General features: G+C 58.1%; 18 protein-coding genes and 8 pseudogenes. 13 read left to right on the top strand and 13 right to left on the bottom strand.

What is annotated here, in order from left to right:
- The first annotated feature begins 286 nt into the window (after positions 1 to 286).
- Positions 287 to 1,488, top strand: a pseudogene (locus tag CIT25_RS35365) (IS256 family transposase).
- Positions 1,489 to 2,271: 783 nt separating this feature from the next.
- On the top strand, positions 2,272 to 2,946 hold the full coding sequence (locus CIT25_RS35370) for a RolB family protein (RefSeq protein ID WP_095489699.1): 675 nt from the start codon (positions 2,272 to 2,274) through the stop codon (positions 2,944 to 2,946).
- 486 nt (positions 2,947 to 3,432) lie between these two features.
- On the opposite strand, the gene CIT25_RS35375 is transcribed toward CIT25_RS35370, so the two are convergent.
- Both CIT25_RS35375 and CIT25_RS35380 read right to left on the bottom strand, forming a co-directional pair.
- Positions 3,433 to 3,903: an ATP-binding protein gene (locus CIT25_RS35375; RefSeq protein ID WP_280953412.1), complete on the bottom strand. Its 471-nt coding sequence runs from the start codon at positions 3,901 to 3,903 to the stop codon at positions 3,433 to 3,435.
- Between the two features lie 16 nt (positions 3,904 to 3,919).
- The gene (locus CIT25_RS35380) at positions 3,920 to 4,654 is read right to left on the bottom strand and encodes a Mu transposase domain-containing protein (protein ID WP_425351783.1); all 735 of its coding nucleotides are present in this window, start codon (positions 4,652 to 4,654) and stop codon (positions 3,920 to 3,922) included.
- A 115-nt stretch (positions 4,655 to 4,769) separates the two neighbouring features.
- On the opposite strand from CIT25_RS35380, the gene CIT25_RS35385 reads away from it, so the two are divergent.
- The 3 genes and pseudogenes from CIT25_RS35385 (at position 4,770) to CIT25_RS37990 (ending at position 6,625) form a co-directional block, all read left to right on the top strand.
- Positions 4,770 to 4,982, top strand: coding sequence for a DUF5372 family protein (locus CIT25_RS35385; protein ID WP_164898868.1), 213 nt, complete (start codon positions 4,770 to 4,772; stop codon positions 4,980 to 4,982).
- 77 nt (positions 4,983 to 5,059) lie between these two features.
- A pseudogene (locus tag CIT25_RS37985) lies at positions 5,060 to 5,452 on the top strand (DDE-type integrase/transposase/recombinase); the annotation flags it as partial.
- A gap of 342 nt (positions 5,453 to 5,794) precedes the next feature.
- Entirely contained in the window at positions 5,795 to 6,625 is an 831-nt protein-coding gene (locus CIT25_RS37990; RefSeq protein ID WP_245330155.1) for a hypothetical protein, read from the top strand.
- A gap of 210 nt (positions 6,626 to 6,835) precedes the next feature.
- On the opposite strand, the pseudogene CIT25_RS37995 reads toward CIT25_RS37990, so the two are convergent.
- Positions 6,836 to 7,327 (bottom strand): annotated as a pseudogene (locus CIT25_RS37995) (relaxase/mobilization nuclease domain-containing protein); the annotation flags it as partial.
- A 34-nt stretch (positions 7,328 to 7,361) separates the two neighbouring features.
- Positions 7,362 to 7,820, bottom strand: coding sequence for a T-DNA border endonuclease subunit VirD1 (gene virD1 / locus CIT25_RS35400; protein ID WP_095489734.1), 459 nt, complete (start codon positions 7,818 to 7,820; stop codon positions 7,362 to 7,364).
- Positions 7,821 to 8,066: 246 nt separating this feature from the next.
- On the opposite strand from virD1, the gene CIT25_RS35405 reads away from it, so the two are divergent.
- From CIT25_RS35405 to CIT25_RS35425, 4 genes and pseudogenes are all read left to right on the top strand, one after another.
- Positions 8,067 to 8,762, top strand: a complete 696-nt coding sequence (locus tag CIT25_RS35405; RefSeq protein ID WP_095489702.1) for a conjugal transfer ATPase VirC1 — start codon at positions 8,067 to 8,069, stop codon at positions 8,760 to 8,762.
- Position 8,763: 1 nt separating this feature from the next.
- Positions 8,764 to 9,357, top strand: coding sequence for a conjugal transfer protein VirC2 (locus CIT25_RS35410; protein ID WP_095489703.1), 594 nt, complete (start codon positions 8,764 to 8,766; stop codon positions 9,355 to 9,357).
- A gap of 713 nt (positions 9,358 to 10,070) precedes the next feature.
- Positions 10,071 to 10,154: pseudogene (locus tag CIT25_RS35420) on the top strand (AbrB/MazE/SpoVT family DNA-binding domain-containing protein); the annotation flags it as partial.
- Positions 10,155 to 10,590: 436 nt separating this feature from the next.
- On the top strand, positions 10,591 to 10,800 hold the full coding sequence (locus CIT25_RS35425) for a hypothetical protein (RefSeq protein WP_095489705.1): 210 nt from the start codon (positions 10,591 to 10,593) through the stop codon (positions 10,798 to 10,800).
- 78 nt (positions 10,801 to 10,878) lie between these two features.
- On the opposite strand, the pseudogene repC (CIT25_RS35430) reads toward CIT25_RS35425, so the two are convergent.
- From repC (CIT25_RS35430) to repA (CIT25_RS35440), 3 genes and pseudogenes are all read right to left on the bottom strand, one after another.
- Positions 10,879 to 12,190, bottom strand: a pseudogene (gene repC / locus CIT25_RS35430) (plasmid replication protein RepC).
- Positions 12,191 to 12,467: 277 nt separating this feature from the next.
- On the bottom strand, positions 12,468 to 13,499 hold the full coding sequence (repB, locus tag CIT25_RS35435) for a plasmid partitioning protein RepB (protein ID WP_095489706.1): 1,032 nt from the start codon (positions 13,497 to 13,499) through the stop codon (positions 12,468 to 12,470).
- Positions 13,496 to 14,710 carry a plasmid partitioning protein RepA gene (repA, locus tag CIT25_RS35440; RefSeq protein WP_095489707.1) on the bottom strand — a complete coding sequence of 405 codons (1,215 nt, stop codon included), beginning with the start codon at positions 14,708 to 14,710 and terminating at the stop codon, positions 13,496 to 13,498. The genes repB (CIT25_RS35435) and repA (CIT25_RS35440) overlap by 4 nt, the downstream gene beginning before the upstream one ends.
- Positions 14,711 to 15,157: 447 nt before the next feature.
- On the opposite strand from repA (CIT25_RS35440), the pseudogene CIT25_RS35445 reads away from it, so the two are divergent.
- A pseudogene (locus tag CIT25_RS35445) lies at positions 15,158 to 15,514 on the top strand (tyrosine-type recombinase/integrase); the annotation flags it as partial.
- Positions 15,515 to 15,576: 62 nt separating this feature from the next.
- Positions 15,577 to 15,796, top strand: a pseudogene (locus CIT25_RS35450) (tyrosine-type recombinase/integrase); the annotation flags it as partial.
- A gap of 23 nt (positions 15,797 to 15,819) precedes the next feature.
- Here CIT25_RS35450 and CIT25_RS35455 read toward each other — a convergent pair.
- The 6 genes and pseudogenes from CIT25_RS35455 to CIT25_RS35480 all read right to left on the bottom strand — a co-directional run bounded on the left by CIT25_RS35455 (position 15,820) and on the right by CIT25_RS35480 (position 22,072).
- On the bottom strand, positions 15,820 to 16,302 hold the full coding sequence (locus CIT25_RS35455) for an RES family NAD+ phosphorylase (protein ID WP_095489709.1): 483 nt from the start codon (positions 16,300 to 16,302) through the stop codon (positions 15,820 to 15,822).
- On the bottom strand, positions 16,299 to 16,730 hold the full coding sequence (locus tag CIT25_RS35460) for an antitoxin Xre-like helix-turn-helix domain-containing protein (RefSeq protein ID WP_095489710.1): 432 nt from the start codon (positions 16,728 to 16,730) through the stop codon (positions 16,299 to 16,301). Before CIT25_RS35460 ends, CIT25_RS35455 begins: the two co-directional genes overlap by 4 nt.
- An 89-nt stretch (positions 16,731 to 16,819) precedes the next feature.
- Positions 16,820 to 18,025 (bottom strand): plasmid replication protein RepC, encoded by a 1,206-nt coding sequence (gene repC / locus CIT25_RS35465; protein WP_095489711.1) that lies wholly within the window; start codon positions 18,023 to 18,025, stop codon positions 16,820 to 16,822.
- A 152-nt stretch (positions 18,026 to 18,177) separates the two neighbouring features.
- Positions 18,178 to 19,212, bottom strand: coding sequence for a plasmid partitioning protein RepB (gene repB / locus CIT25_RS35470; RefSeq protein WP_095489712.1), 1,035 nt, complete (start codon positions 19,210 to 19,212; stop codon positions 18,178 to 18,180).
- The gene (gene repA, locus CIT25_RS35475) at positions 19,209 to 20,390 is read right to left on the bottom strand and encodes a plasmid partitioning protein RepA (protein ID WP_095489713.1); all 1,182 of its coding nucleotides are present in this window, start codon (positions 20,388 to 20,390) and stop codon (positions 19,209 to 19,211) included. Before repA (CIT25_RS35475) ends, repB (CIT25_RS35470) begins: the two co-directional genes overlap by 4 nt.
- A gap of 1,042 nt (positions 20,391 to 21,432) precedes the next feature.
- Positions 21,433 to 22,072: pseudogene (locus CIT25_RS35480) on the bottom strand (site-specific integrase).
- 116 nt (positions 22,073 to 22,188) lie between these two features.
- On the opposite strand from CIT25_RS35480, the gene CIT25_RS35485 reads away from it, so the two are divergent.
- Positions 22,189 to 22,578, top strand: a complete 390-nt coding sequence (locus CIT25_RS35485) for an MbcA/ParS/Xre antitoxin family protein (RefSeq protein WP_095489735.1) — start codon at positions 22,189 to 22,191, stop codon at positions 22,576 to 22,578.
- The gene (locus tag CIT25_RS35490; RefSeq protein WP_095489714.1) at positions 22,575 to 23,093 is read left to right on the top strand and encodes an RES family NAD+ phosphorylase; all 519 of its coding nucleotides are present in this window, start codon (positions 22,575 to 22,577) and stop codon (positions 23,091 to 23,093) included. Before CIT25_RS35485 ends, CIT25_RS35490 begins: the two co-directional genes overlap by 4 nt.
- Positions 23,094 to 23,102 lie beyond the last annotated feature (9 nt).

Here is a 23,102-nt window from a genome sequence, read left to right on the forward strand (position 1 = left end):
CCTGCCACCTGCCACCTGCCACCTGCCACCTGCCACCTGCCACCTGCCACCTGCCACCTGCCACGGGAGTTCATCCGAGCCCAAACCCAGTAAGCCGGGTGGCAGGTGGCAGGGGAGCGCATTCGGAACGCTTGACCTTGCCCCTCTGCCGCTGGGCGTATTGAGCCGGCATCGACAGATGCCAGTCATTCCTGACTTAGGTTCTGATGGTCCGGATCGGCGGCTGAGGGACTGTCAGGAACTCTGTGCGCGAGGCCCATGATGATGGAAAGGAGAGAATCATCACATGGCTATCGAGAAGGAACTTCTGGACCAACTGCTTGCCGGCCGCGATCCGAATGAGGTGTTTGCCAAGGACGGATTGCTCGACGACCTGAAGAAGGCGCTTTCGGAACGGATTCTGAACGCTGAACTCGACGAGCACCTTGAGGACGAGAACACCGAGGGGAATGCCAATCGCCGTAACGGCCATTCGCGAAAGTCAGTGCTGACGGGCACATCGAAGATGACGCTGACGATCCCGCGCGACCGTGCCGGAACCTTCAATCCGAAGCTGATCGCCAAATACCAGCGCCGCTTTCCCGATTTCGACGACAAGATCATCTTCATGTATGCGCGCGGCATGACGGTGCGCGAGATCCGCGGGCATCTGGAGGAGCTCTACGGCATCGACGTGTCGCCGGACCTGATCTCGGCCGTCACCGACGCCGTCCTGGAGGAAGTGGCCGAGTGGCAGAACGGGCCGCTGGATGCGGTCTATCCGCTGGTCTTCTTCGATGCCATCCGGGTCAGATCAGGGACGAGGGCTTCGTGCGCAACAAGGCCGTCTACGTCGCGCTCGGCATCCTGCCGGACGGCACGAAGGAGATTCTCGGCATCTGGATCGAGCAGACCGAGGGCGCCAAGTTCTGGCTGCGTGTCATGAACGAGCTGAAGAGCCGTGGCGTCGCCGACGTCCTGATCGCCGTCGTCGACGGCCTGAAGGGCTTCCCCGAGGCGATCAACGCCGTCTTCCCCCAGACCGTGGTCCAAACCTGCATCGTGCATCTGATCCGCCATTCCCTGGAGTTCGTGTCGTGGAAGGATCGCAAGCCGGTCGTGCCGGCGCTGCGCGCGATCTACCGGGCAAAGGACGCCGAAGCCGGCATGAAGGCCCTGGAGGACTTCGAGGCCGGCTACTGGGGCCAGCGGTATCCGGCGATCACCCAGAACTGGCGGCGCAACTGGCAACACGTGGTGCCGTTCTTCGCCTTCCCCGAAAGCGTGCGCCGGATCATCTACACCACGAACGCGATCGAGGCGTTGAACTCCAAGCTGCGCCGCGCTGTCCGCACCCGGGGACACTTCCCGAGTGACGATGCGGCCATGAAGCTGCTATATCTGGTCCTGAACCACGCCGCCGAGGATTGGAAACGACCGCCGCGCGAGTGGTTCGAGGCCAAAACCCAGTTCGCCGTCGTCTTCGGCGAAAGGTTCGTCAGCCAATGACGAAACCGGCCTCGCGCACAGAATTCCTGACAGTCCCGCGGCTGAAGGTTTCATCGCCATTGCCATTGATGAGAGTAGCCCCGCAGGCGAGGTTTCGCGTATTGCGGTAAAATGCTGATCAAACCGCGCATGAGGCCGACCTCGCTCCGGCCCTCGAACACCACGATCAATGTGGCTAGCAAAGCGTGGGCATGTGGCAACGGCATCCGCACCACCTAAGCCGCTGGTCCAAAATCGGCGGTCCACTTCACGGCTTCCCCGCTTACGTGACGAATGCACGAATGCACGAATGCACGAATGCACGAACAAAGAAAGGCTACAAAGCCATATATCCTGCCAGCCAGCCAGCCAGCCAATCAATGCCAGCCAGCCAGCCAGCCAATGCCACCAGCCAGCCAGCCACCCAATCAATGCCTTCCCCAGCCCAGCCACCCAATCAATGCCTTCCAGCCAGCCAGCCAATCAATGCCACTAATCGGTCGGTATCAACGGGTCTCTGTCACTTTTTCATTGGGTCCGTGGGCGGCACTAATCTGGCTCTTCCAGAATTCGCAGCGGTAAATAGCTCTTGGAAAGAATATGAGATGTTGTTGACTTAGCAACCGCTACAGTTGCGCCCCTTGAACTATAGCGGAGGCCAACGGCTGCCTAAGGGACCCATCAACAAAAATACCCCTTGAGTGCACCGAACGGGCACAACTATGCAGAAGGAGATACAAACACCTCCTTGGACAAGCCTCTATATAAACGAGTCACTTTTATAACTCTATCAAAACCTTCACCATGGCAGACAACTATCCAACCTACGTGCGCCCCCAATTTGACAGCGTCTGCCTAACGGGCAAAACCGGAGACAATCTGCGCAAGGGCCTCAAGAAGGCAGCCAAAAAATACCGTGAATACCTCAAGCGGCTCCAGAAAGCTCAGCGCAATTGGGTGGCTCAGGCGCGGGCTTATGAACAAGCTGCGAGCCTTCCTCCAAGGGTTTTTGGGGCGTTTGAAACGGAGCCCTGCATGACCCGGTCTCCACTCGGTGGCGCTAATGAGGCCATTGAGGTTGATGCCCTCTCGATTGATGCATCTGACCCCCCCCTGGTGTATGTCTTTTTGCCTGCCCTCCTTGCAAACTCCTGTGTTGAAAGCAGGAGTTTCGAAGAGGTTCCAACTAAGTATTTTCCCGGGGTGGTGATGGCGATGGACCTCCGTCCATACGATGGCGTCCTCTCTGCTTCAGCTATATCGGGCAAGTACCACCGGCGATGGTGCACTAACGTCGAGCGCGAAGACATCCAGCATTTCCTTGCTATCGCTAGGACCGACCGCTTCAGTTACCAAGGCAATGAAGTATGGACCCGCGATACGACGAGAGGGGGGTTCGACATCATAGCCCATGGACAGATGATTTGGCCCCCTGCCATGCCCGCCACCGATTGGCCAACTGCATCTGGTTGGGATTAGCGGTGTCACTCTCGCCGCTGATACCCCAACGTTGGCCCTAGACCCTCATAGTCTCCATTCTGATTTTTATTTTGCATCTGTCGTGTTTGTTTGTTGTTTTGATTATGTTTTCTTTTCATATGTAATGCGCCAACGGCGCAATTTTGTTGTACCGTCTTTGCATTCAATCAAAGGGCCACGTTTCGCGTATTTTTTCCTCGCCCTAGTGAATTTTGTTTATGCACGAAAACACTGGACACGCCGTAGACCTATACTATCGGTGATTGATACGTAAAACTCGATTTTTTATAACTGTAAGCCAATAGATTTCACTTCATCACTTAAATCAAATACGCTTCCCGTTCGCCCTTCGCGCGCGAAGCCCTCGCGGCTCGCGCGAGCCCAGAAGTGGGGCGCCCCAAAACGGAGCGACATTCACAGGATGCATCTTGGTCGTTGCCCAACAGCAAAATAGGGCTTTCTCTTCCCGCTTCGCTAGCGAATACATCAGGATATATCCTGCCGCCGCTGCCTGTTGCCCGTGTCCATTTTTGTTCGGATTGCGCATTTCGCAAAGCCGGACAGGGGTTCCGCTAATTCCCGGACAGCGATTTCGCTGAAGGCGCAGGCCAGCCACGACTTGCCGGTTCCGGTCTGGCCGGTGACGATCAGGTTCTCATGCGCTTTCAGCCATTCGCCCTGGGCGAGCGCCATGGTGTTGCGCCGGTCGAGGCCACGCGGCGCGGCAAAATCGATGTCCTCGATGCAAGCTTCGGGAAAGCGCAGCTTGGCTGAGGCGAGCCGGTTCCTGACGCGCTTGTCGGCGCGCATGGCGACCTCACGGTCGAGCATCAGGCCGAGCCACTCGTCGCGGCTGAGCTCATTGGCGCTGCTCTGTTCGGCCAGTTCGCGCCAAGCGGCGGCCATGCCGGCGAGCCCGAGGACCTGCATCTGATCGAGCGTTGGATTTGTCAGCATTCTTTCTTCCTTTCCTTCACTGGTAATAGGTGGAGCCGCGGATGTTGGCGTGCGGCGGTGTCGGCTTTGCCGGCTCTGCGGAGCTGGCCCGGTCGAGGCCGGATTTGAGGATGGCGGTGATGGAGGCGTAGGTGATCGCGTTGATCAGCAGCGCCCGCTCGCAAGCCGCCTCGGTGCGCTCCCGCCCATAGCGCGGCGAAAGCGACAGGATGCCCATGGCCGCGCGGTAGCCCTGTTCCGGATGTGGCCTATCGCGCAGCATGCGCTCGACCAGGATGGCGGCGTTGGGGCCGATCCGGGCCGCCCGGCCGATCAGGTTGGCCGGTGTCGTATTGGCATAGCGCTGATGGGCCTTGGGCATGTGGGTGTTAACGGTGACATGGCCGGAGCGCTGCGAGCGGCGGACATGGCTGGCGACGCGCTGGTGATCGTGGAAGATCTCGACGTCCGGTGGGTGAGCCGCACCTGGACGGTGCGGCACCGAGTAGAAGGTCTTGTCGACCTCGACATGGTAGTCGGGATGCACCTTGGCCGTCTTCCATTCCGCGTATTCGAACGGCGTCGCCGGCAGCGGCTTCAAGGCAGCCCGCTCGATCTCCTCGAACAGTTCGCGGCGGCTTTGGCCGATATGGCGCATCGGCCGGTTGTTCAGCTCCTCGAGCAGTTCGGCGATCGCCGCGTTGAGCTCGACGATCGAGAAGAAGGATCGATTCCTCAGCCGCGCCAGAATCCAGCGCTCGACGATCAGCACCGCGCCCTCGACCTTGCCCTTCTTTCAAGTCCAGGACTGCAGTTCGTGCTGACACTCGAGCGCGTATAGAGTTCGAGATCACGCACCCGTTCCATCGTGGCGCGGCGAGCGCTTCGTGCTGTTGACCCGCAAGCAGAACTGGGGCGAGGACCGCGTCATGTTCTACGATGCGGCGGGACGACTTCGCTCACTGCTTGCGTCATGGACGGACGTCGCTGAACCCGATGTTTTCATTCAGGTCGCGGCCGGTCGGTCGTTCGTGCGGCCAGATGATCTGGCAACCCTGGCGGCGTTGATCGAGCAAATCGAGCGCAGCCATGGCGGCTGAACACGTGTCAGGCAATTTATGCCGCATGTGTCAACCTAATTATGCCGCCGCATGCCGGATTCACCGTCGTTCCAGTCATCGGCGCCCATCATTCGATGGTTCATCGCTAGGGTTTCATTTTCCTCCGCGGTTGCTGGAGCGCTTCAACCAAAGCGTGCGGTCACTTGCAAATGGCCATCGACGAAACTTACATCAAGGATTCGCGGTGAGTGGATGTATCTCTACCGAACCATCGAAAGTGTCGGCGACACGGTCGAATTCTGGTTCAGCGAGCATCACGACCTGCTGGCGACCACGCGCTTCTTCAGGAAAGCGCTGGAGCGCCATGACCGAGTCCCCATCGCATTGTCATCGACGGCAGCCTGACCAATAACGAAGCCATCCGGTTCTGCGATGTGGCAAATCGGTTAAAAGGATCAGGGTTCGGGCAGGACCAGCGGCGCATCAAGCGCCGTGTGCGGCCGATGCTGGCCAAACAGTTCGCCATACTAGCGGCATGACAGCGGCCGGCCCCGTCATGACGCAGAAAAACTTTCAACAGAACGTATCTTTTTAGGGACCTGGGACCCGGGGGCATTGATGATTGAATTCAACTTCGCTGACTTCTGTCAAGCGACGATCAATTCGCTCGACGATTGGCACAAAACATCTTCTCTGCCTTCAGAATTCGCGCGAGTCCGAATTTTTTCGCGTTCTCCTGAGTCAGGCTTGGCATCCTGTGGTTTCAATATTTCTCATGGTCGTACTCAGCGAGAACCGCCCGGGTCATGGCGCGATCGTTCGGCCACGCGGCCGCTGCGAAGGCGCCGGGGTTGATTAGGATCGAGGTCTTGAGGATCGGGCTCACGGCGGTGATGTCGCCTTGCGAGTTCATCGGCTTCGCGCTGTTCACGGGCCGCCTGTTGGGCCCGGGTTTCAACGATGCCCGGAGCGTAGCGACGGCGCTCACGCTCCGGCCACTCCAAATCGGGCTCTTCAAGCCCTTGGACGTGCCGCCTAGCGCGTTCATCTGCTTCGCGCTGTTCACGGGCTGCTCGTTGGGCCCGCGTTTCGACGATGCCGGAGGCGTAGTGGCGGCGCTTACGTCGCTCTGGGCGCCCGGGGTCGAGCTCTTCGGGCCCTTGGTCGTGCCGCCTTGCGCGTTCATCGGCTTCGCGCTGTTCACGGGCTGCTCGTTGGGCCCGTGTTTCGATGATGCCGGGGGCGTAGCGGGGGCGCTTACGCCGCTCTGGGCGCCCGGGGTCGAGCTCTTCAGGCCCTTGGTCGTGCCGCCTTGCGCGTTCTTGGGCTTCACGTTGTTCACGGGCCGCTCGCTGGGCACGGGTTTCAATGATGCCGGGCGGGTAGCGGCGGCGCTGCCGTGGGTGCTGGGGTGTATTGGAACCGGCGTCTTCAGTTTCCGTCTCCGGGCGCCGGCGCCGCCGGGCTTGGCGCTGTTGCTCGAAACCGCTCTCATCCTGTGTACCGTGCCCCGCAGCTTGTCCCTGCCCACCGGCGTCGCTTCGCCTCCCCGAGTCAAAATCGCCGCCCATACGAATTTCATCGACCGCATTGTCGCGGGTGGCCGGTCCAACGTTGCTACCGGACGCTTGTCCGGGGACGTCTCCGTGACTTTGTCCATGTGGACCGCCGGCAGGCCTTAGCCCCCTGCCGCGGTCGCCAAGGTTTGCGGGTCCGGGTGATCCACGGGGAGTGACGTGAACATCGGGCTCTGGGTGCGGGCGAATCGCAACGGTTTCTCCAGCCCTCTCCCTGCGTCGGAACTCCGCATAGGTAATCGGTCGTTCCATGATACCGCGCTCAGCACGCGAGGTCGCATCCAATTCGATACCGTGGTCATACGCGGCATCAACAAGCGCAGCACGCATATGGTTGTAATTGTGGTGGGGATGGCGGCGTGAGATTTTCAGCCAGTGGCCTTCCACCGCCCTGCGATTGACCACCACATGCAAATGTGGATGTTGCCGGTCGACATGAAAGGCAGTGATGTAGTCGAATGTACCGCCCTGGCGCCCAGAACCGAATATGTTCTCCACCCACGCCCGGCCGGCAGCGTGTGCGTTATTGGTATCGGTGCCACGCGGAAAGCTGACGATGATGTGCGTGGTCAGGTCCTGGTTGCTTTCTGCCTCTGGCTGGCCAGATTGATAGTTGCCGGTTTGTTCGGCCCAACTGCGTGCCATCTCGTGAAGGCTATCGTATGGCACCACGACGCCCTGATGACGTGAGGATCGCAAGAGGTCAATGGTGCCCTCGCGAGACAGATAATTTAGCTGATTCCGAATTTGGCTTGCGGTACGAGCGCCGCCTCGAGGCACAATTCTTATGATGGCTTGCGGGGGCATCTTGGCCACCTGACAGCGACGTTCCCAGATCCTCTCACCGTACGCTCTCCTGCAATAGTCTTCGGCCGTCTTGCCGCCGTCGGGAAATGTTCAGTATTGTGCGAAGCAGTGCATCGAGGTCGGCGAATTCTTTGCCAAACTGCTGCCTATGAGTCTCGAAGCGCTCGATATCCACCTTACCATCGCGACTTGCAATCCCGTTCATGTCGTTGAGCGCATCGGCAATTTGGCCAATGCTGCTGGTAATTTCTTGGAGGTTTTGGCGAGTGTCCGCGTCAATTTCCAAGAAGCCTGCTATCCGACGCGCTGCGATGCGGAGGGCCAAATTGCTTGTTAGCCCGAGCGCCTGCAATTGTTCCGAGAAACATTCAAATTCAGCCAACCGCAACCGGACGCTGACTATCTTATAGCCAAGCGGGTCAACTATCGCGGCGCTTCGTCTTCTACGAAGAGAAGCATCATTGAATAAGTTCGGAAAGTCCTCATCCGTCATTTCTCTGATCCACATTCGTAGAAAGAGTCTCTTTGCAAATTTACACTGACCGACATTATCATAGATGTATCCATGCTAAATGGAATCAGCAAAAGGTTACAGACGTAACCAGAAGTTGTGAGACGCTAATTATTACGCTATGAAATTACGTTGACAGAACCCTGTTTTCTATGGTTTTGGTGGGTGATTAATAAACAAAATCAATGCAGCTTACACGAAAGCATCCAGGCGGAGGCAAAACTACGCATGAAACTTATTACTTGCTGCTCATTCAAAGGTGGAGCGGGTAAAACCACGGCCTTAATGGGGTTGTGCTCCTCGCTTGCCTCCAAGAAGAAGAGGGTTGCATTGTTCGAAGCTGACGAAAACCACCCCCTTACGAAGTGGAAAGAAAACGCTCTTCGCAACGAGGCTTGGGATCATCAATGTGAGGTGTTCGTCGCCGATGAGTTACCTCTACTGGAGGACGCATATCAACAGGCTGAAGCTGCTGGCTTCCATTATGCGCTGGCCGACACCCATGGTGGCCTGAGTGAACTGAACAATGTTATTGTCGCCAGCTCCGACTTTCTGCTGGTGCCAACCATGCTGACACCCCTGGACATCGATGAAGCGCTTGCGACTTATCGATATATCATCGAGCTGCTACTAGCAGAGGCTCTGCAAACTCATACCGCCATTCTTCGCCAGCGAGTTCCTATTGGCAGACTAACGGTCTCTCAACAGGCCGCATACGACATGCTAGAGCTTCTGCCAGTACTTGATATGCCCATGTATGAGCGTGATGCCTTCGCGGCCATGAAGGAGCGGGGGATGTTGCACATGACGGTGGCGAATATGTCCCAGACGCCCGCAATGCGACTAATGTTGCGTAACAACCGGCACGCATTGGATGAGCTTGCCACGATCGGTGCTTTCGTAGAGAAGGCGTTGGGTGTTTGATATGGGTATCCGCAAACCGGCTGTTTCGATGCAGGAGGCGCGCCGACTTGCGGCGGGCCAATCGGGGAGGTCGTTTCAGGGGAGTATGCTGGCCTCTTTAAATCCTCCAGTAGCGATCGCACCAATCGAGCCGACCGGTCGCCAGACGGGCAATAGAATAGTACCCGCCCGAGCTTTGCCCGCGAGAAGGACCGTTCTCCTTTCGAATGAACGCCACGACGCGGATCCGAAGGTGCAGGTGTTTCTGTCAGCAGCACTTCCCGCCCGCGGCATCTCCGCGACTTTCGACGCGTTGAGTGCCGAGTCTCGCCCTGCCAAGGTCCTGCAGATGATATTGCAGCGTGCTTTGGACGACTACGAGTTGATGCTGTCCAACGGCTCGTTCGCCGAAATCGCGCCGGCCTACTCGGTTGAGGAGCCGCTAGCCATCGTTGCGACGTCGCGCATGATGCCGCGACGGCTGGTTGATATTGCCCTCGCGCATTTTGATCCGCTAGGTTTCAAAAGTGCCCGGGCCTTCGGCCGTATAATTGCTAGCTCTGCTCTTTGCATTTTCTTTGACAACGAAAAGAAAGCCACCCACCGACAGCGCTGATGAGGACGTGCGTGGCTGGCTCCCTGTAGGTGCAATGGCGGTGCCTGAATTGGCTCAGCGAAAAGCCATCATTTAGGACAAAAGAGCGGAGTGGCCGGCGACGGCCCGCATGACATTGACGCTGCTGATTGCTCGGGCTTGCCATCACCGGCACGATGGCCAATCAGAGCCTCGCCTTGCTCACCAGCTTCATCCGCAGCCTGCCGCCGTTGGATGAAAGAGGCCGTATTCAGAACGTCTTGAGGATATCTGTCATGGCCGAATGCGCCTGGAAAGGTGTAAGCGCCACGCCGCTCCCTCGTGCGGCGCATGAGGTGAATGTGCCAAGTGTCGCTTGGCAGTTAATTATGAGAATCCCGTGTCAATGATTTCCGTGACTTAGCCGTGCACTAAAATTGAGAATGAGCACTTAAATTGAGATTCCGTCGCGATTTTTTGCAGTTAAATCGTTAAATCGAGAACGAGCTGGCAGGATATTTTCTGTATTTCTGTGTGCTAGATCAAGGGATTTGCCTTAGAAAGAGGCCGATAACTTCCTTACGATTTCAATGCCATAGTGTGTCGGCGTCGGGGTGTGTGTGGTTCACGCTTTTGCGTCTTATTTGAGAACCGACGCGCTGAGATTCTTAAGTTAAGTGCCACCGCCCGCACAAACTGCCGCATTCTTACGTTTAAGTGCCAAGCGACAAATCTGGTTTTACCGAGGTGGGAACATGACCACTACAGTCACAGCCAAGGGACAGGCGACCATCCCAAAGCCGGTCCGCGATCTTCTCGGGATCGTTCCGGGCACTCAACAGGTCAAATTTCAATCCCACCCGCGACGAATGGCCGAAAGTCAATGGCGGGCCAGGTGTGAATGGCTTTCCTCCGATCAGTTATCCGTCCCATTCACGCTTACAAATCCGTCTCAAAACTCTCTCCGGCGCTGCAAATGGCCGCTGGCAGGCAAAAACGCGCTTCCCGTCGACCACAGGAACAGGAAAAACGGTTATGCAAGCGCTTTACGGATGAGCAGGCGACCGAAGTCCAGGAGATTGAACTGAGCACGGTCGGGAAGAAAATGAGCGCTAATCCGTCAAGGAACCGCCCCCCGGGCGAGGCGGAACGGCTTGCCCAGTGAGGCTGACGCTGCAAGAATCGAGGCATGTTGTGGCGCGAACGCAGTACCCATCGCGCGCCCTGACCCTAGCCCGGATTGTCCAAACAAATCGTAAATGCGGGAGCGCCTCCATGGAAACCAGGATTATCGACAGCTGGGAGGATTTCGCTCAATGGGCGATCGAGCGGGCCAATGCAATCCTGACGGATCAAGGTTCGGAACTCGCCACCGCTGTCCGCAACAGAAACGACGCCGAAATCGGTGAAACAGCACAGGCGCTCGGCCAAGCGATCGTCGATGCGCTGCTTGATGCGTTCGATGGTCTCGCAAGCGATGAATGAGCCACCGGTTTGGCCCGCGCGACTGGCTGCGCCAACGGAAACGGCGGCCAGTATGCCGGCGCACAGATCCGTCCGGCGTCATGATTCCGGCCCGCGCAGGCTCCGCAGAAGCGCTTCCGAGGCCTCGAACCGCTCTTCCCTCCGATCGCCATCGTCCGGCGGCCCGCTAAGCGTTTCCGCAGATGCCTTTTCGGCATCCAGTTTGGCCCGCAGGAGCGCCATGATCATCGGCCAGGTCGAAAACTTGCCCTGCCTGGCGCGCTCCGTCAGGCTTCGCAAATAGCCGCCGGGGCTGTTGATCTGATCAGCTCGCTGGTAGATCGCAGCAAGCGTGATCGCGGCCTGTTGCTCGCCCAAGGCCGCCAGCGCCTCTCTCCAGGCGCTGCCGCTGATCCCCAACATGGGCCGGACAAGCTCGGCCGCGGCCAGAAAGTCCCGCCAGTGGCGAATTTCGTGGCCTCGGGCGATCTCCTGCATGTTCGGGCAGGCATCCAGTACGATCCCCAACGGCAAATCACGTCTCGGCAGGTTGCGCAGGTTGTCGGTCTTCTCGGCGTTGACGCCCGCTTCTTCGTTATCTTCCAAGCCGTTTTCAGATTCAGAAATGGAGTCTGGGTTTGAATTCTGTATGTGGCGACCGGAACGGGACTCATTGGCGTCGGCATTCTGTGAATTTGCAAATGATTCCAGCGCGTCACGGATGTCGTGCCACAGCACTTCGAGCTCTCCGCAGATGCTTTCGACGAGCTGCCGCGGGGCAGAGCGTGGCAGCCGGCCGACAATGGCCTGATAGTTCTGGAGCGCCCGGCCCCAATTGCCCGGCACACCTTCCTCGATGCCGGTATCGATCAGCTTGACTATATCGCGCCGCAGGAGCGTCAGGCGTTCTTTGGCGACACGGAATGCCCTCTTCTCGGCCTGGACGGCTTCCGCCAGGTCATTGAACTCCGCGGCCCGTGCGACGATCGGCGACAGATCGAAGCCATAAGCCTGCTCGATCTCGCCTCGCCGCCCCTTGCGGGCGAACCGCTTACCGTTTGGGCTGTCGCGACGGATGATGAGCCCGCAATCGACGAGCACCGCCAAATGCCGGCGCAGCGTCGTCGGCGGCATGCCGTTGGCGCGCCATTAGTTGCTCGTTGGACGGCCAGACAATGACGTTGCCCTCCCCCGTGAGAACTGTCTCCTGGTGGAACGACAGCAACGCGTTCAGGATCGCGAGCGCGCTGTCCGTGGCTCCCAGAAGAGCCCTGGCTTCTCGGATATGCTGAAAAGCCTGCCACTTGTTTACGACGGCGTCCTTTGGTGCCGCCCTTGCCCTCACCTGGCTCGCAATTTGGCCAAGCGTCATCGTCCGCCGCCCAAAGGGCGTCGCTATGTGTTCCATCATGGTTCTGCCCTTCAGCTTGTAGGCAAAGCGAAAGTGATCACCAAAACGGCGCCTAATCTCCTCACGGAGACTCTTGACTGTGGTCTGCGGAAGTGAGATTCTCGTTGTTGCCAAACGAACGAGAGAGGCTTCCGGAACGCTGTTTCGGGGGCCTTTCTTTTTACCGCATGCTACCTCGACGTCTTGTTGCGCTATCCTTTGGCTTCGGCCGAGACCGTCACCCTCCCAGCGCTTCACCTACCCTTGTCAGCTGACAAGGTTTTGCCCGGCACTGAAATCATCCTTCGCCCTCCCGGACGAAAAACCTCTCCATCAGCATTGGCAGCTCCTCCTCGACGAAATTGCTAAAGGCCGATGCGTATTCGGTCACGATCGAGATCTTGATGTCGCCGCTGGAGAATGTCGCCTTTCCGACAACCCTTCCGGCCGGACCCTTGATCTCCTTCTCGTCGCGGGACTGCGGCTGAGGCTTCCTCACCGCAGCTAGAGCATGCTTGAACCGTTCATCTGACGACAGGAGCAAACCCTTGTCAGATGACAAGGTTCTCTGCACTCGGGCTAGAGCGGATGGGTCCTCGCTCACGGCGGACGCCAATGCGACCCACCGCGGACGGCCGACCCTCGGCGCGCGACCGATGGTCTCGATAACGTCCACCGGAAGCGCCCGGCAAACAGACCTGAGACGAGCCAATTCCGGATCATCGATTGACAAGGCTGCGCGAATATCTCGCGCCTTAATGCCCGCCGCATCCATCCGCCAGGCGAACAACGCGCGTTCAATCCAACTAAGGTCTTGTCTCGCGGCATTCTCGATGCCCTGCGCTACCACGAGCTCACTGTCCGACAACGACAGGACCGTAGCCCTTACTTTGATACCGAGTTCTAGCGCCGCTCGCCAGCGGCGATGCCCGTAGACGACCTGATAGCGGCCTTCCGAGATGGGATGCCGGCGCACCTGGATCGGGACCTTCTGACCCTCATCCAGGATCAGCTTCTTGAGTGCCTCAAACTCCGTGTCGCTGTCATCAGGTAGCCTATCCGGGAATGGCGATGGATCGATCAAATTTGGATCGAGTTCTGAACCCCCACCAGCGTCGACAAGTGCGCGCAGGCTGTCGCGCTCCTCTCGTAACTCTGCTAGCGATCGTTGTGTGGCGCCGATCACGCCCGCCCCAACACGGGCCAGTGGTTGCCCCGACGGGGAGGAATGATCCTTGGGCACGAACGAATCCGAAGCTTCCGCTTTCGGCTGCGAGAACGCTCCAAAATTCGCGAGAATTGACTTGCGACCAGAACGCTTAGCAATCATGTCCGCCCCCAGCTTTTCTTGATCAAGCCGAGAATTTGGTCATTGACTGCGTCAATTGACTCCCGCGCACGCTTGGCCGTCGCCGCCGAGATGTTGCCAAATTCGAGCTCATAGAGAGTGCGCTTGGCTAAGCCCGCCGTTTCGATCGCCGCACTTTCGACTGCCGTTGACGTGAGGACATCCTCGGTGAACAGGTGTCGGAGCATTGTGACGACATGTACTTGAGATTGGTCCATAGGGTCGTGCCTTGTCACGACGTACCGCAGAAAGTCCTGTTTCATCGTTGCGCCAGCATCCCGGATGACGGAAATCAGATCACCCATCATCAGAAGGAATTGGCTCATCGACATCACATCGAGCATGGCCGGATGGACGGTGACGAGAAGACCCGTCGCAGCGTAAATGGCGCCAAGTGTCAGGAAGCCGAGGGAAGGGGGCGTATCCAGGATGACGATATCATACCGGTCCTCAACCTCCGCCAAGGCGAGACGCAACCGTTCGAAAAAGATGCTGTCGCTGCCGGTTCGACGCTGTGATAGGAACCGCGGCGTCTCATGTTCATATTCCATGACTTCGATATTCCCCGGGATCAGATCGATGCCCGTGAAATACGTCGGTCGAATAATCTCAGCGATTGGGCGACGCTCATCGTCGTACCGCAGGGCCGCATAGATGGTCTCGTTCTGCTGCACATCCATTTCCGGCTGCGCGCCAAACATCGCGGATAGCGATGCCTGAGGATCGAGATCAATGGCGAGAACGCGATAGCCATGGAGCGCCAGATAGTGCGCGAGGTGCGCGCTCGTCGTCGTCTTCGCGCTGCCGCCCTTGAAATTCGCTACGGCCAGAATCTGCAGATGCTCGCCTCCTCGCCGATGCGGCAGAAATCTCAGCGCCTCAACCGGCCGTTGAGCCGCGAACAGTTCTCGAAGTTCGTTAATCTGCGCCAGCGTATAGACGCGATGATTGTTTTCAAGGCGGGCAGGAACCGGGCCTTTCCCTTCGTTGGACATCAACTTGAGAGTCGATTCCGGAATAGAGGTCAGCCGTGAAACCTCGTGAACCATAAAGTTCCTGAGGCTTTTCTGTGCATCCGGCGGGTACATCTGCTGGCGCCTCGCCTGCAGGTGTTCGGAGAGCATGCCAGCGTGCCGAACGATCTTGTCTGCCGGGTCCTGGCTCTGCATTTGGCATGTGGCTTGTACAGCCATTGACACTTCCAGTCCCTTTTGTCGGTCTACATGCGACTTATCGGCTTTTGCCCGACAAGCAGATAGGCCCGATCCTCTGCGGGCGTCCAGTGATTTAAGGTTAACGAATCGTTAACGCGTTTTGGCCGAATTGTCGCTTGCAGTTAATAATGAGAATGGCTTGTCAACGATTCCAGTGTGTTAGCTATACACCTAACTTGAAAATGTGCATTTAATTTGATAATCGAGCCCGGCCATTGGCATTTAAAGTGAGAATCAACGCCAACACCTTATCGGCCTGGTATTTCTCGAGGACGGCTTGTGGAATTCAATGGATGCACGGCCTTTCGGCCAATACGATTGCATCTAATTTGAGAATCCGAACTTCCATATTCTCAAATTAGATGCCAATCTTGGTCGAAACGACTGCATTCTGAGAGTTAACTGCCAAGCGACAACACCGACGCCTTCGTGCTGCTCGTCGGCCGGCCTGTTCTGGCCCTGAAAGGCTGGCTCGAACGCGCCGGGATCAGCGAGGGCGCCGTGTTCCGCGGCATCGATCGCTGGGGCAATCTCGAAAAACGCGCCCTGACGCCGCAGGCCGTCAACCTGATCCTGAAGCGCCGCATCGCCGAGGCCGGCCTCGATCCGGCAATATTCTCCGCCCACGGCCTGCGCTCCGGCTATCTCACCGAAACCGCCCGTCGCGGCATTCCGCTGCCGGAAGCCATGCAGCAGTCGCAGCATCGCTCGGTGCAACAGGCCTCGAACTACTACAACGATGCCGAACGCACGCTTGGGCGGGCGGCGCGGGTAATCATCTGAGTCGCAGATCGATCTGACACATCGCATGTTGCGGCGCGTCAGCTCCAAGACAATTGGAGGCAGCCGCGCTTGCCGCCGGCGCGCGCGGCGACCAGTCGGAAGGCGAACGGAGCCAAAAAGTTCTCCGACCATTCGCTGCGCGCCGGCCTTGCCTCGTGGGCCGAGGTCGACGAGCGCTATGTGCAAAAGCAGCTCGGCCATGCCTCGGCCGAGATGACGCGCAGATACCAGCGCCGACGTGACCGGTTCCGCGTCAATCTCACCAGGGCCTTGGGGTTGTAGACGACAAAAAACCCCGCCCCCTGTTACGCGCCAAACAGCCGCCGGTCCCAGTAGACGGGCTGGTGCAGACTTGTCTGGATCCTTGAAAACTCCGGATGCGCCGGATTGATCAGCACATTGCAATCGAGACGCGCCACGACACTCGGCACCAGCAGGATGACGCTGCGCCGTTCTAAACACCAGGTTTCGCCAAATCCCTTGCTCACCATCGCCGGCATCGTGTCCCAGCCGGGCAGTGACGGGTGGGAAAAGACCTCGTAACTCAGTCCGCGCGAGATTGTGATTTCGATGTAGTGCTGGTTGGGCGGCAGTCGGCCGCTGCCATGCACCAGCTTTTCCAACAGGGCCGTCGAATAGTGCTCGCTGGTGTAGATGACAGGACTTCCGGGCGTGTTCCACCGCCCTGGCGCGATTGTCGAGCCGGTCGCATCGAAGATCGGGTAGGTGCCGGCCGGATCGCCGATACGAAAGGACGATAGAGTGCGATCGAGAGTCTGCGCCGTCACGCAGCACTGCCGTACTTCAGACCTGCGAGAATATCGACCACCATTTCGGCACCGAACTCGCTCATGATAACGACGTCGATCGGTCGCTTGTCCTCAATCATCGGGTGCGGCCGAAACAGGAAATCGCGCGCTTCCTCTTCGTTCTGCCAGACATCGACAGCAAGGCCCCAGACGCGCGCGACGCGGGCCAATCGCGTGCCCTCGTCCGACGAGAGGCGATGTACCGCCTTGCGCCGCTCGTAGGTCGCCTTGGAGATCAGCCGGTATTTGAACTGAGCATCGCCAGGCGCCAGAAGATGCGCAACGCGCTCAAGTGCGCCAATGGGAAGTCCATCCTCGATCCGGGAGATCAGCCCGAAAGGCGACCGCGCCGCCACCTCTTTAACGGGCAGCCCCAACACGTCGGCGACATTTCCGAGCGCTAGCATATCACTCTCCATTCCACGTGAGGCAATAGTTAGCCTCACCTGATGCGCCATGCAAGCCCCGCATCAGAGCGAACCGATCCGCCAACGGGTTACCCTGTCATCTTTGCAGTCGCGCCGTTCGCTCGCAACGCCGCCATCAGCATCGGCCCGACCGAAAACTCCCCTGCCCTCGCCTTCTCGGTCAGCACGCGCAGATAGCCACCAGCTGACTCGATGTGCTGTGCCCGCTGCAGAATGCAGGCAATCACCACCGCGGCGATTTCCTGACCCATGACATGGCAGGCATCCTCATACGCAGACGGTGAAACGCCCAGGTATCCCCGCACCTGGGCGGCGGTTATCATGAGATCGCGCCAGTTGCCGATGCCGTCGACGGCGTAGTCCGCGATTTCGGGGCAGGCCTTCAGCACCAGCCCCAGCGGATAGGTTTTCGGGGACTCTGCGGTCCTCGTCCTTGGCTCGGCCGCCGACCCGCTTTTCTCCAAAGCAGGTTCAAATTCAAAAATAGAGTCGGTATTTGAATCAGATTGCTGCCGCTCGCTTTGGGACTCATTGCCGCTCAGATTCGTGGATTCCATATGGATTTCCAGCAGCTTATCCACGTCATCACGCAACGCGGCCAAATCGGTCACGATTGGCTCAAGCTCGGCAATGCGGGCTCGGCGCGGAATTGTCTCCACAACGGCGCGGAAGCGCCTCCACAGGCCTCCCCAGTCGCCCGGCACGTCTTCCTCAGCGGCCGCCTCGACCAGCTTCTGGATATCCCGGCGGTGTAGCGTAATGCGTTCCCTCATAAGCCTGAGCGCCCTGTTGTCGGCGCGAACACGCTCGGCCGCCGCCTCGCACTCTTGAGCACGGGCCAGCAGCGGCGCCAGCGAGAAGCCAAATGCTTCCTCGATCTCCCCACCCCTGCCCTTCCGTGCATAACGCTTGCCGTTCGGGCTGTCCCGACGGATGACCAGACCGCATTCCACCAGTTCCGCCAGGTTCCTCCGCAAGGTGGAATCGGGCATGCCGTGCGCCCTGAGCGACAGTTGTGCGTTCGAGGGAAACACGATGAGGCCGTTTTCCTCACTCAACTCACTGTCAGGATAGAATGACAGCAACGCATTCAGGACGGCCAGGGCGCGATCGCCGATGCCGATGATGCTCTTGCCCTCGCAGAGGTTGCGATAGATCTGCCACTTGTCGACGACCCTGCCCTTGGGGATCTCCCGTGACTCGTTTTGCGCTGCCAGCATGGCAAGCGACATCGGCCGCCGCCCAAAGGGCGTCGTTGCAATACCCGTCTCCATTTTCTTTCACCCTCGATTAGGCAAAAGAAATCTGCTCGCCAAAACGACGCCAATGACTCTTGACAGTGATTCGTGGAGATGCGATTCTCAGAGTGCTTAGTTCAGAGAGAGGCTTCCGGCTTGCCGTTCGGGGGCCTTTTTCTTTTGCGGTTTCAGACTCCTTGTTTCGTGGTGGACTTCCGAAAGGCCTCAAACAGGTCGTCCAGTTGTCCGGCGATAAACGCTGCGAAGCGCGATCCTTCAGCCTCTCCCACGGCAATCACGGCAGTTTTTCCATTGTCTTTGAGGCTGACGCTGACCGTTTTGTCCGGAGCAGCCCAGGATTTTGTAGCAATCTTGGGCTTTGATGGCTTGGCCGGACCCGCAGGTTCTTTGATCGCATTAGTACCCGCCGGCAGCGTCTCAAGCAGCATAATGAATCTGTCATCGGACGTTGCCTCGCGGAATTTGTTTTTGTGAGTAAGATCGAAGGCTTTCGCGAGTGAGCCTTCTACGGAATAGCGGTTTGAGAATTCCTGCCATCGTCCTCGACCTATACCGGGAGCTTTACCGATCGATTGCAGTATCTCCTTGTCGACCGAGGAGGCGATTTTGATCATCTCGGAGACGTGCGATTTTCCTGTCGACAACGAAGCGCAGATGGTGTCCCGTTTGTATCCTGCTTCCTGCTGCGCAAGCGCAAAAGCGCATTTTTCGATGTATGAAAGATCCTCTCGAGCGGTGTTTTCTTCCCCTTGGAAAATGACTGCTTGTTCATCATTCAACTCGCGGACGGCCGCTTTGAAGGCGATCCCAAGCTGCTTGGCGGCCGCTAGTCTCCTCCGACCATAGACGATTTGAAACTCGCCATCCTTGCCTTGTACTGGCCGAACCAATCCAGGCACAATTTGACCGCGCTCCCGCATGGATTCTGTGATTTCAGCAATGGCGGAAATCTCGTAGGCGTCATCATAACGATCGGTGATAGATGACGGCCTTATTTTGTCGGGATCGAGTTCAATGATTTGCTCGCCTGACTTCAGTAACTTGTCAGCGATATCGCTTCGTTCTTGCATTTGGCGAACACCAGCAGCCACCTTCATCAGGTGCGGCGATGACGTGCGACGGCTGAGATTCTCCTTCGAATTCTCCTCCCCGAGTTGCCCCAAAACAGCAGCAAACATGCCCTTAGAGTCTTTACGGCTCACTGTTCACGCCTCCATGCCATTGTGATGAGGCTTTCTATTTCCGCGTTCGCGGCATTGATGGATTCGATTGCACGATCATAAGTTTTAGGTGCGGAGAACCTCGATCGTTGCACCTCATAGAGGCTCTGCTTCCAAGTAAGAGCGTCCGCGACCGCAGTGGATTTGGAGACGGAATTGAGCAGTAGATCCTCGCCAAACACTTGACGCATTAGCGCCTGCATATTGGCTTGCGGATGGTCGTTGGCCTCAAATTTTGTGATGAGGAATTTTGCGAAATCCCAACGCGCGCCGGCACCGGCTTCATCCAGGATTTGCATATAAGACGCGGCCAGCTCCAAAAACTTGCCCGTGGAGTCGACATCGAGCATGTGCGCTGGAACGGGGATTAGGACCCCGGTAGCGGCAGTGAGCGAGGAAAGCGTCAGGAAATTTAGTGACGGCGCACAGTCGAGAAGAACAATATCGTAGCGATCGACGATCTGTTCGAGGGCCTGTGACACTCGAAGCAGAAAACTGGTTCCACCGTTCTTGCGCATTTCAAGGGTAACGGCGGTTTCGAATTCTGTCAGCTCAAGGCCGGCGCAGATGACGTCGAACCCGATGATATGAGTCTGATGTACAATCTTTTCCGTTGGCACCGGATCATCAAACCGAATCGCCGAGTAAAGGGTGTCACCTTCTCGGTAGTCAAATCCCGGTAACGCTCCTTGCAGACTTGTTAACGACGCTTGGGGATCCATGTCGACTGCGAGAACGCGATATCCTCGTAGTGCCAACCAATGACCCAAGTGAATAGTGGTCGCTGTCTTGGACGATCCGCCCTTGAAGTTCGTGATCGCGATGATCTGGCAATCCTCGCCTTTAACACGACGAGGATTGATCCATTTCTTCCGCGCCTTTTCCGCCAGGTGCATCCTAAGGTCCAGCACCTGCTCCACAGAATATAGGCGCTTCCCGGTGGCCGTTGTCTCTGGCTCGGGTCCCTGCCCTTTTAAGGAGACCTGCCGTATGTAAGCTTCGGTCACTCCCAGCAAGGCTGCCACTTCCGTCGAAGTGAATTTGCGCATCGTACGAACCGCGTCAGGAGGATACTGAGCCAGCGACAGATTGTTGAGTGCCTTCTCGAGTTTCGTCGAGAAGGTACTCATGAATTGAAGGCTGCTTAGATGCCGCGTCACCCAGATTCTCCTCTTGCACCCAGCGCCTATTGATAGCGACTATGGTTAACAAGCTGTTAACGCCACGCCAACTACGCCAACTTTTCGAATTACGCGGTTTTTCCGTTACTGGGCTTATGCCCGATTCGGAGAATTCGGGCAAATGGACATATGGCAGTTCCCAGCCGGGAACTTTCGCTATCGCTGTCTCCCCTATGACGTCAAAACTGCGCATCAGGTGGTAAAACTATAGCTGTGAAGGTGGTCACGCAGCATGGGCGCACGGGCGAGCCCGTTGCCCGGCTTGTTCTGGTGGATAGTCGACATCGGTGTGCCGGTTGGCTCTAGCTTCCGCGTGCGGCGGCGAGCGACCTACAAAGGCCCGGACAGCTTTCGGCGCCTGGAGAGATGCCCCCAAATTGGTGCGGCGGCGAAATTCCCATTTTGACGGCAGGCACGGTACTCGCGCAGTCCCTAGGGGTGTCACATCCTTCGCGTCGGAGACGATCGGATGTGTTTGTGATGCAGCCATGCCACGACGCTTCCGATGTCACTTCGGTAGTCGCACCTACCAGGTTGGCCAATTAGACGCCCCACGTCCCCCTTCCATGCAACAAGCATTCCGCGCCAAGCGGTTCTTGAGAATGGCAACTCAACGGCTAGGATTTGTCGCCAGGCATCCCATGCGATTTGACAGCAATCAGCACCGTTTGGCACGTAGGCGTCCAGTCCACGCGCACCCTCCTCCAGTGCGTAGTCGATGAGGCAAGCGGGAGGCAGCTGAAGTCGCCAGGCAGGCTACCTCTGGGTCTAGTCCAACTGTTGGTGAAGGATCCCGAGGACGCATCGAGAAGCGAACTTTTCGCACAACTCTTAGTCTAGCACGCACCACCCGTACTTTAAGTTCCCAGCTGGGAACAGCTTTTCAAGTTGGAGGGATGCACGGCACCAAGAAACCCTGGACACTCATCAACTTTACGGTTGCGCATGTGGCTCTCGGGCGCATTGGCGCATCCCGTGTCACCTGCGGGTGTAGGCGTACCGCACCACAAATCCAGACGTCTCAGTTAGAACTCCCGTCACGCGGTCGCTGATACTTGCGTGTCATCTCGGCGCTGGGGTGGCAGCTGCTTTTTGCACATAGCGCTCGTCGAGCTCGGCTGAGGGCGCGCGCAGCGAATGGCCAGAAAACTTCTGTTCCCGCTCGCCTTCGGTGAGGTCGCCGCGCACACCGGCGGCCAAGGCCGTGCGCTTGCCCAGCCGTGCGGCCCCCTGATCGTTGAGCCGTTCGGCGCCGACCGTTTCACCCTGACCAGTAACACGGCAACAAGGGGCCATGGGCAATGCGGGCAAACTTCAGCCAGGCCTGCAGTGCGACAACTGGGCAGGTGGCGTCGGACGAGCCGCGACCAATTTCGACCTCGCGCCAGCCGGTCTTGCCCCGCAACGGAACCAGCACGCCCATGTCTGGAAAAAATTCAATCCAGCCGCGACCGACGTCGGTTTGATCACGCGCAACACCAGGCCGAGATCCCGAGGGCTGGGCCGTGATGTAGAGGCCGACGATTTGTGGGTCTGGCGGCTGCGGATCAAACGACGTGACGCCGGCAGCAGGCGAAGAACTCCTTCCAGTCAGCGGCATAGGCGCGTCGGGTGTTTGCCGAACTAGCTGCCTCGACATAGTCGCGCGCACGTCTGCTCAATCCGCGTACGTGCTAGGCAGCACCTCGATTTGGTTCAAGCCGAGCTTGAAAGCTGCCGAGAACTACCATATCTTTTGCACACGAAATATGACTCTCAATACGGTAGGATGAATTCTGTGGCCCATGCACTCAAGATCCCCGAGCACAATGGACCTCTCATCTTGTCCTATATGGACCGGAACGGGAAGATTGCGATCGAGCAGGTCGCGGACGGTTTTGGCATGTCCAAGGGTCAGTTGGCCCAGACCGCCGGTCTTTCTCGCGAGACCCTTTATCGCTCAGAGCGCAGCGCTACGGTTAAGACACAGGGGCGTCTGCGGGAAATGCTTGAAATCATCAGCCGCGTGACGGATTGGGCGGGTGGCAAGGAGCAGGCGATGGCCTGGTATCGGGCTCAGCCGCTTCCGGCGTTCGGCGGACGTACCGCTGAGGCACTGGTGAAGGATGGCAAGGCAGCAGCGGTCCGTGATTATCTCGATCACATGGCCGTTGGTGGTTTTGCGTGAGGGTTGTCAAAACCTGCTATCGCGCACACGATCCACGTTGGGCATTCAAACCGACTTCCGGCGAAGGAGCGGCGATCCGAGGGGCCCGATTCAATCCCAAAGGCGTGCCAGCGCTCTATTTGGCGCTGACCATCATGACAGCGGTCAAGGAAGCCAACCAGGGCTTCGCACAGCGGATCGATCCGTGCGTGCTTTGCTCCTATGAGACCGATTGTGACGACATCGCCGACCTGACGACGCAAGAGGGGAGGGAGGCATTTTCCGTGACGCTCGAAGAGATGGCCTGTGCCTGGGCGACGGCTCTCAGCAACGGAGAACGTCCGGCGTCCTGGTCCATCTACGACCGGTTGCAGCCTCGAAATGTTGCCGGCATTGTGGTTCCGAGCTTCGCGCCGGGGGCCGAGATGGAGGATCGCAATCTGGTGCTTTGGGACTGGGGTCCGGATCTCCCGCACAAGGTAACCGTATTCGACCCCAGTGGTCGGCTGCCGAAGGATCGGCTGTCTTGGCGATAGACCGTCACG

The sequence above is a fragment of the Mesorhizobium mediterraneum genome (assembly GCF_002284565.1).
Classification (GTDB): Bacteria; Pseudomonadota; Alphaproteobacteria; order Rhizobiales; family Rhizobiaceae; genus Mesorhizobium; species Mesorhizobium mediterraneum.

Excerpts from the sequence above, each read along its gene's own strand:
- repA (WP_095489707.1), bottom strand. The coding sequence starts at position 14,710 with ATGGCTGTACAAGCCACATGCCAAATGCAGAGCCAGGACCCGGCAGAC.
- repC (WP_095489711.1), bottom strand. The coding sequence starts at position 18,025 with ATGGAGACGGGTATTGCAACGACGCCCTTTGGGCGGCGGCCGATGTCG.
- CIT25_RS35410 (WP_095489703.1), top strand. The coding sequence starts at position 8,764 with ATGGGTATCCGCAAACCGGCTGTTTCGATGCAGGAGGCGCGCCGACTT.
- virD1 (WP_095489734.1), bottom strand. The coding sequence starts at position 7,820 with ATGACGGATGAGGACTTTCCGAACTTATTCAATGATGCTTCTCTTCGT.
- CIT25_RS35370 (WP_095489699.1), top strand. The coding sequence starts at position 2,272 with ATGGCAGACAACTATCCAACCTACGTGCGCCCCCAATTTGACAGCGTC.
- CIT25_RS35405 (WP_095489702.1), top strand. The coding sequence starts at position 8,067 with ATGAAACTTATTACTTGCTGCTCATTCAAAGGTGGAGCGGGTAAAACC.
- repB (WP_095489706.1), bottom strand. The coding sequence starts at position 13,499 with ATGATTGCTAAGCGTTCTGGTCGCAAGTCAATTCTCGCGAATTTTGGA.
- CIT25_RS35375 (WP_280953412.1), bottom strand. The coding sequence starts at position 3,903 with ATGCTGACAAATCCAACGCTCGATCAGATGCAGGTCCTCGGGCTCGCC.
- CIT25_RS35425 (WP_095489705.1), top strand. The coding sequence starts at position 10,591 with ATGGAAACCAGGATTATCGACAGCTGGGAGGATTTCGCTCAATGGGCG.
- CIT25_RS35460 (WP_095489710.1), bottom strand. The coding sequence starts at position 16,730 with ATGCTAGCGCTCGGAAATGTCGCCGACGTGTTGGGGCTGCCCGTTAAA.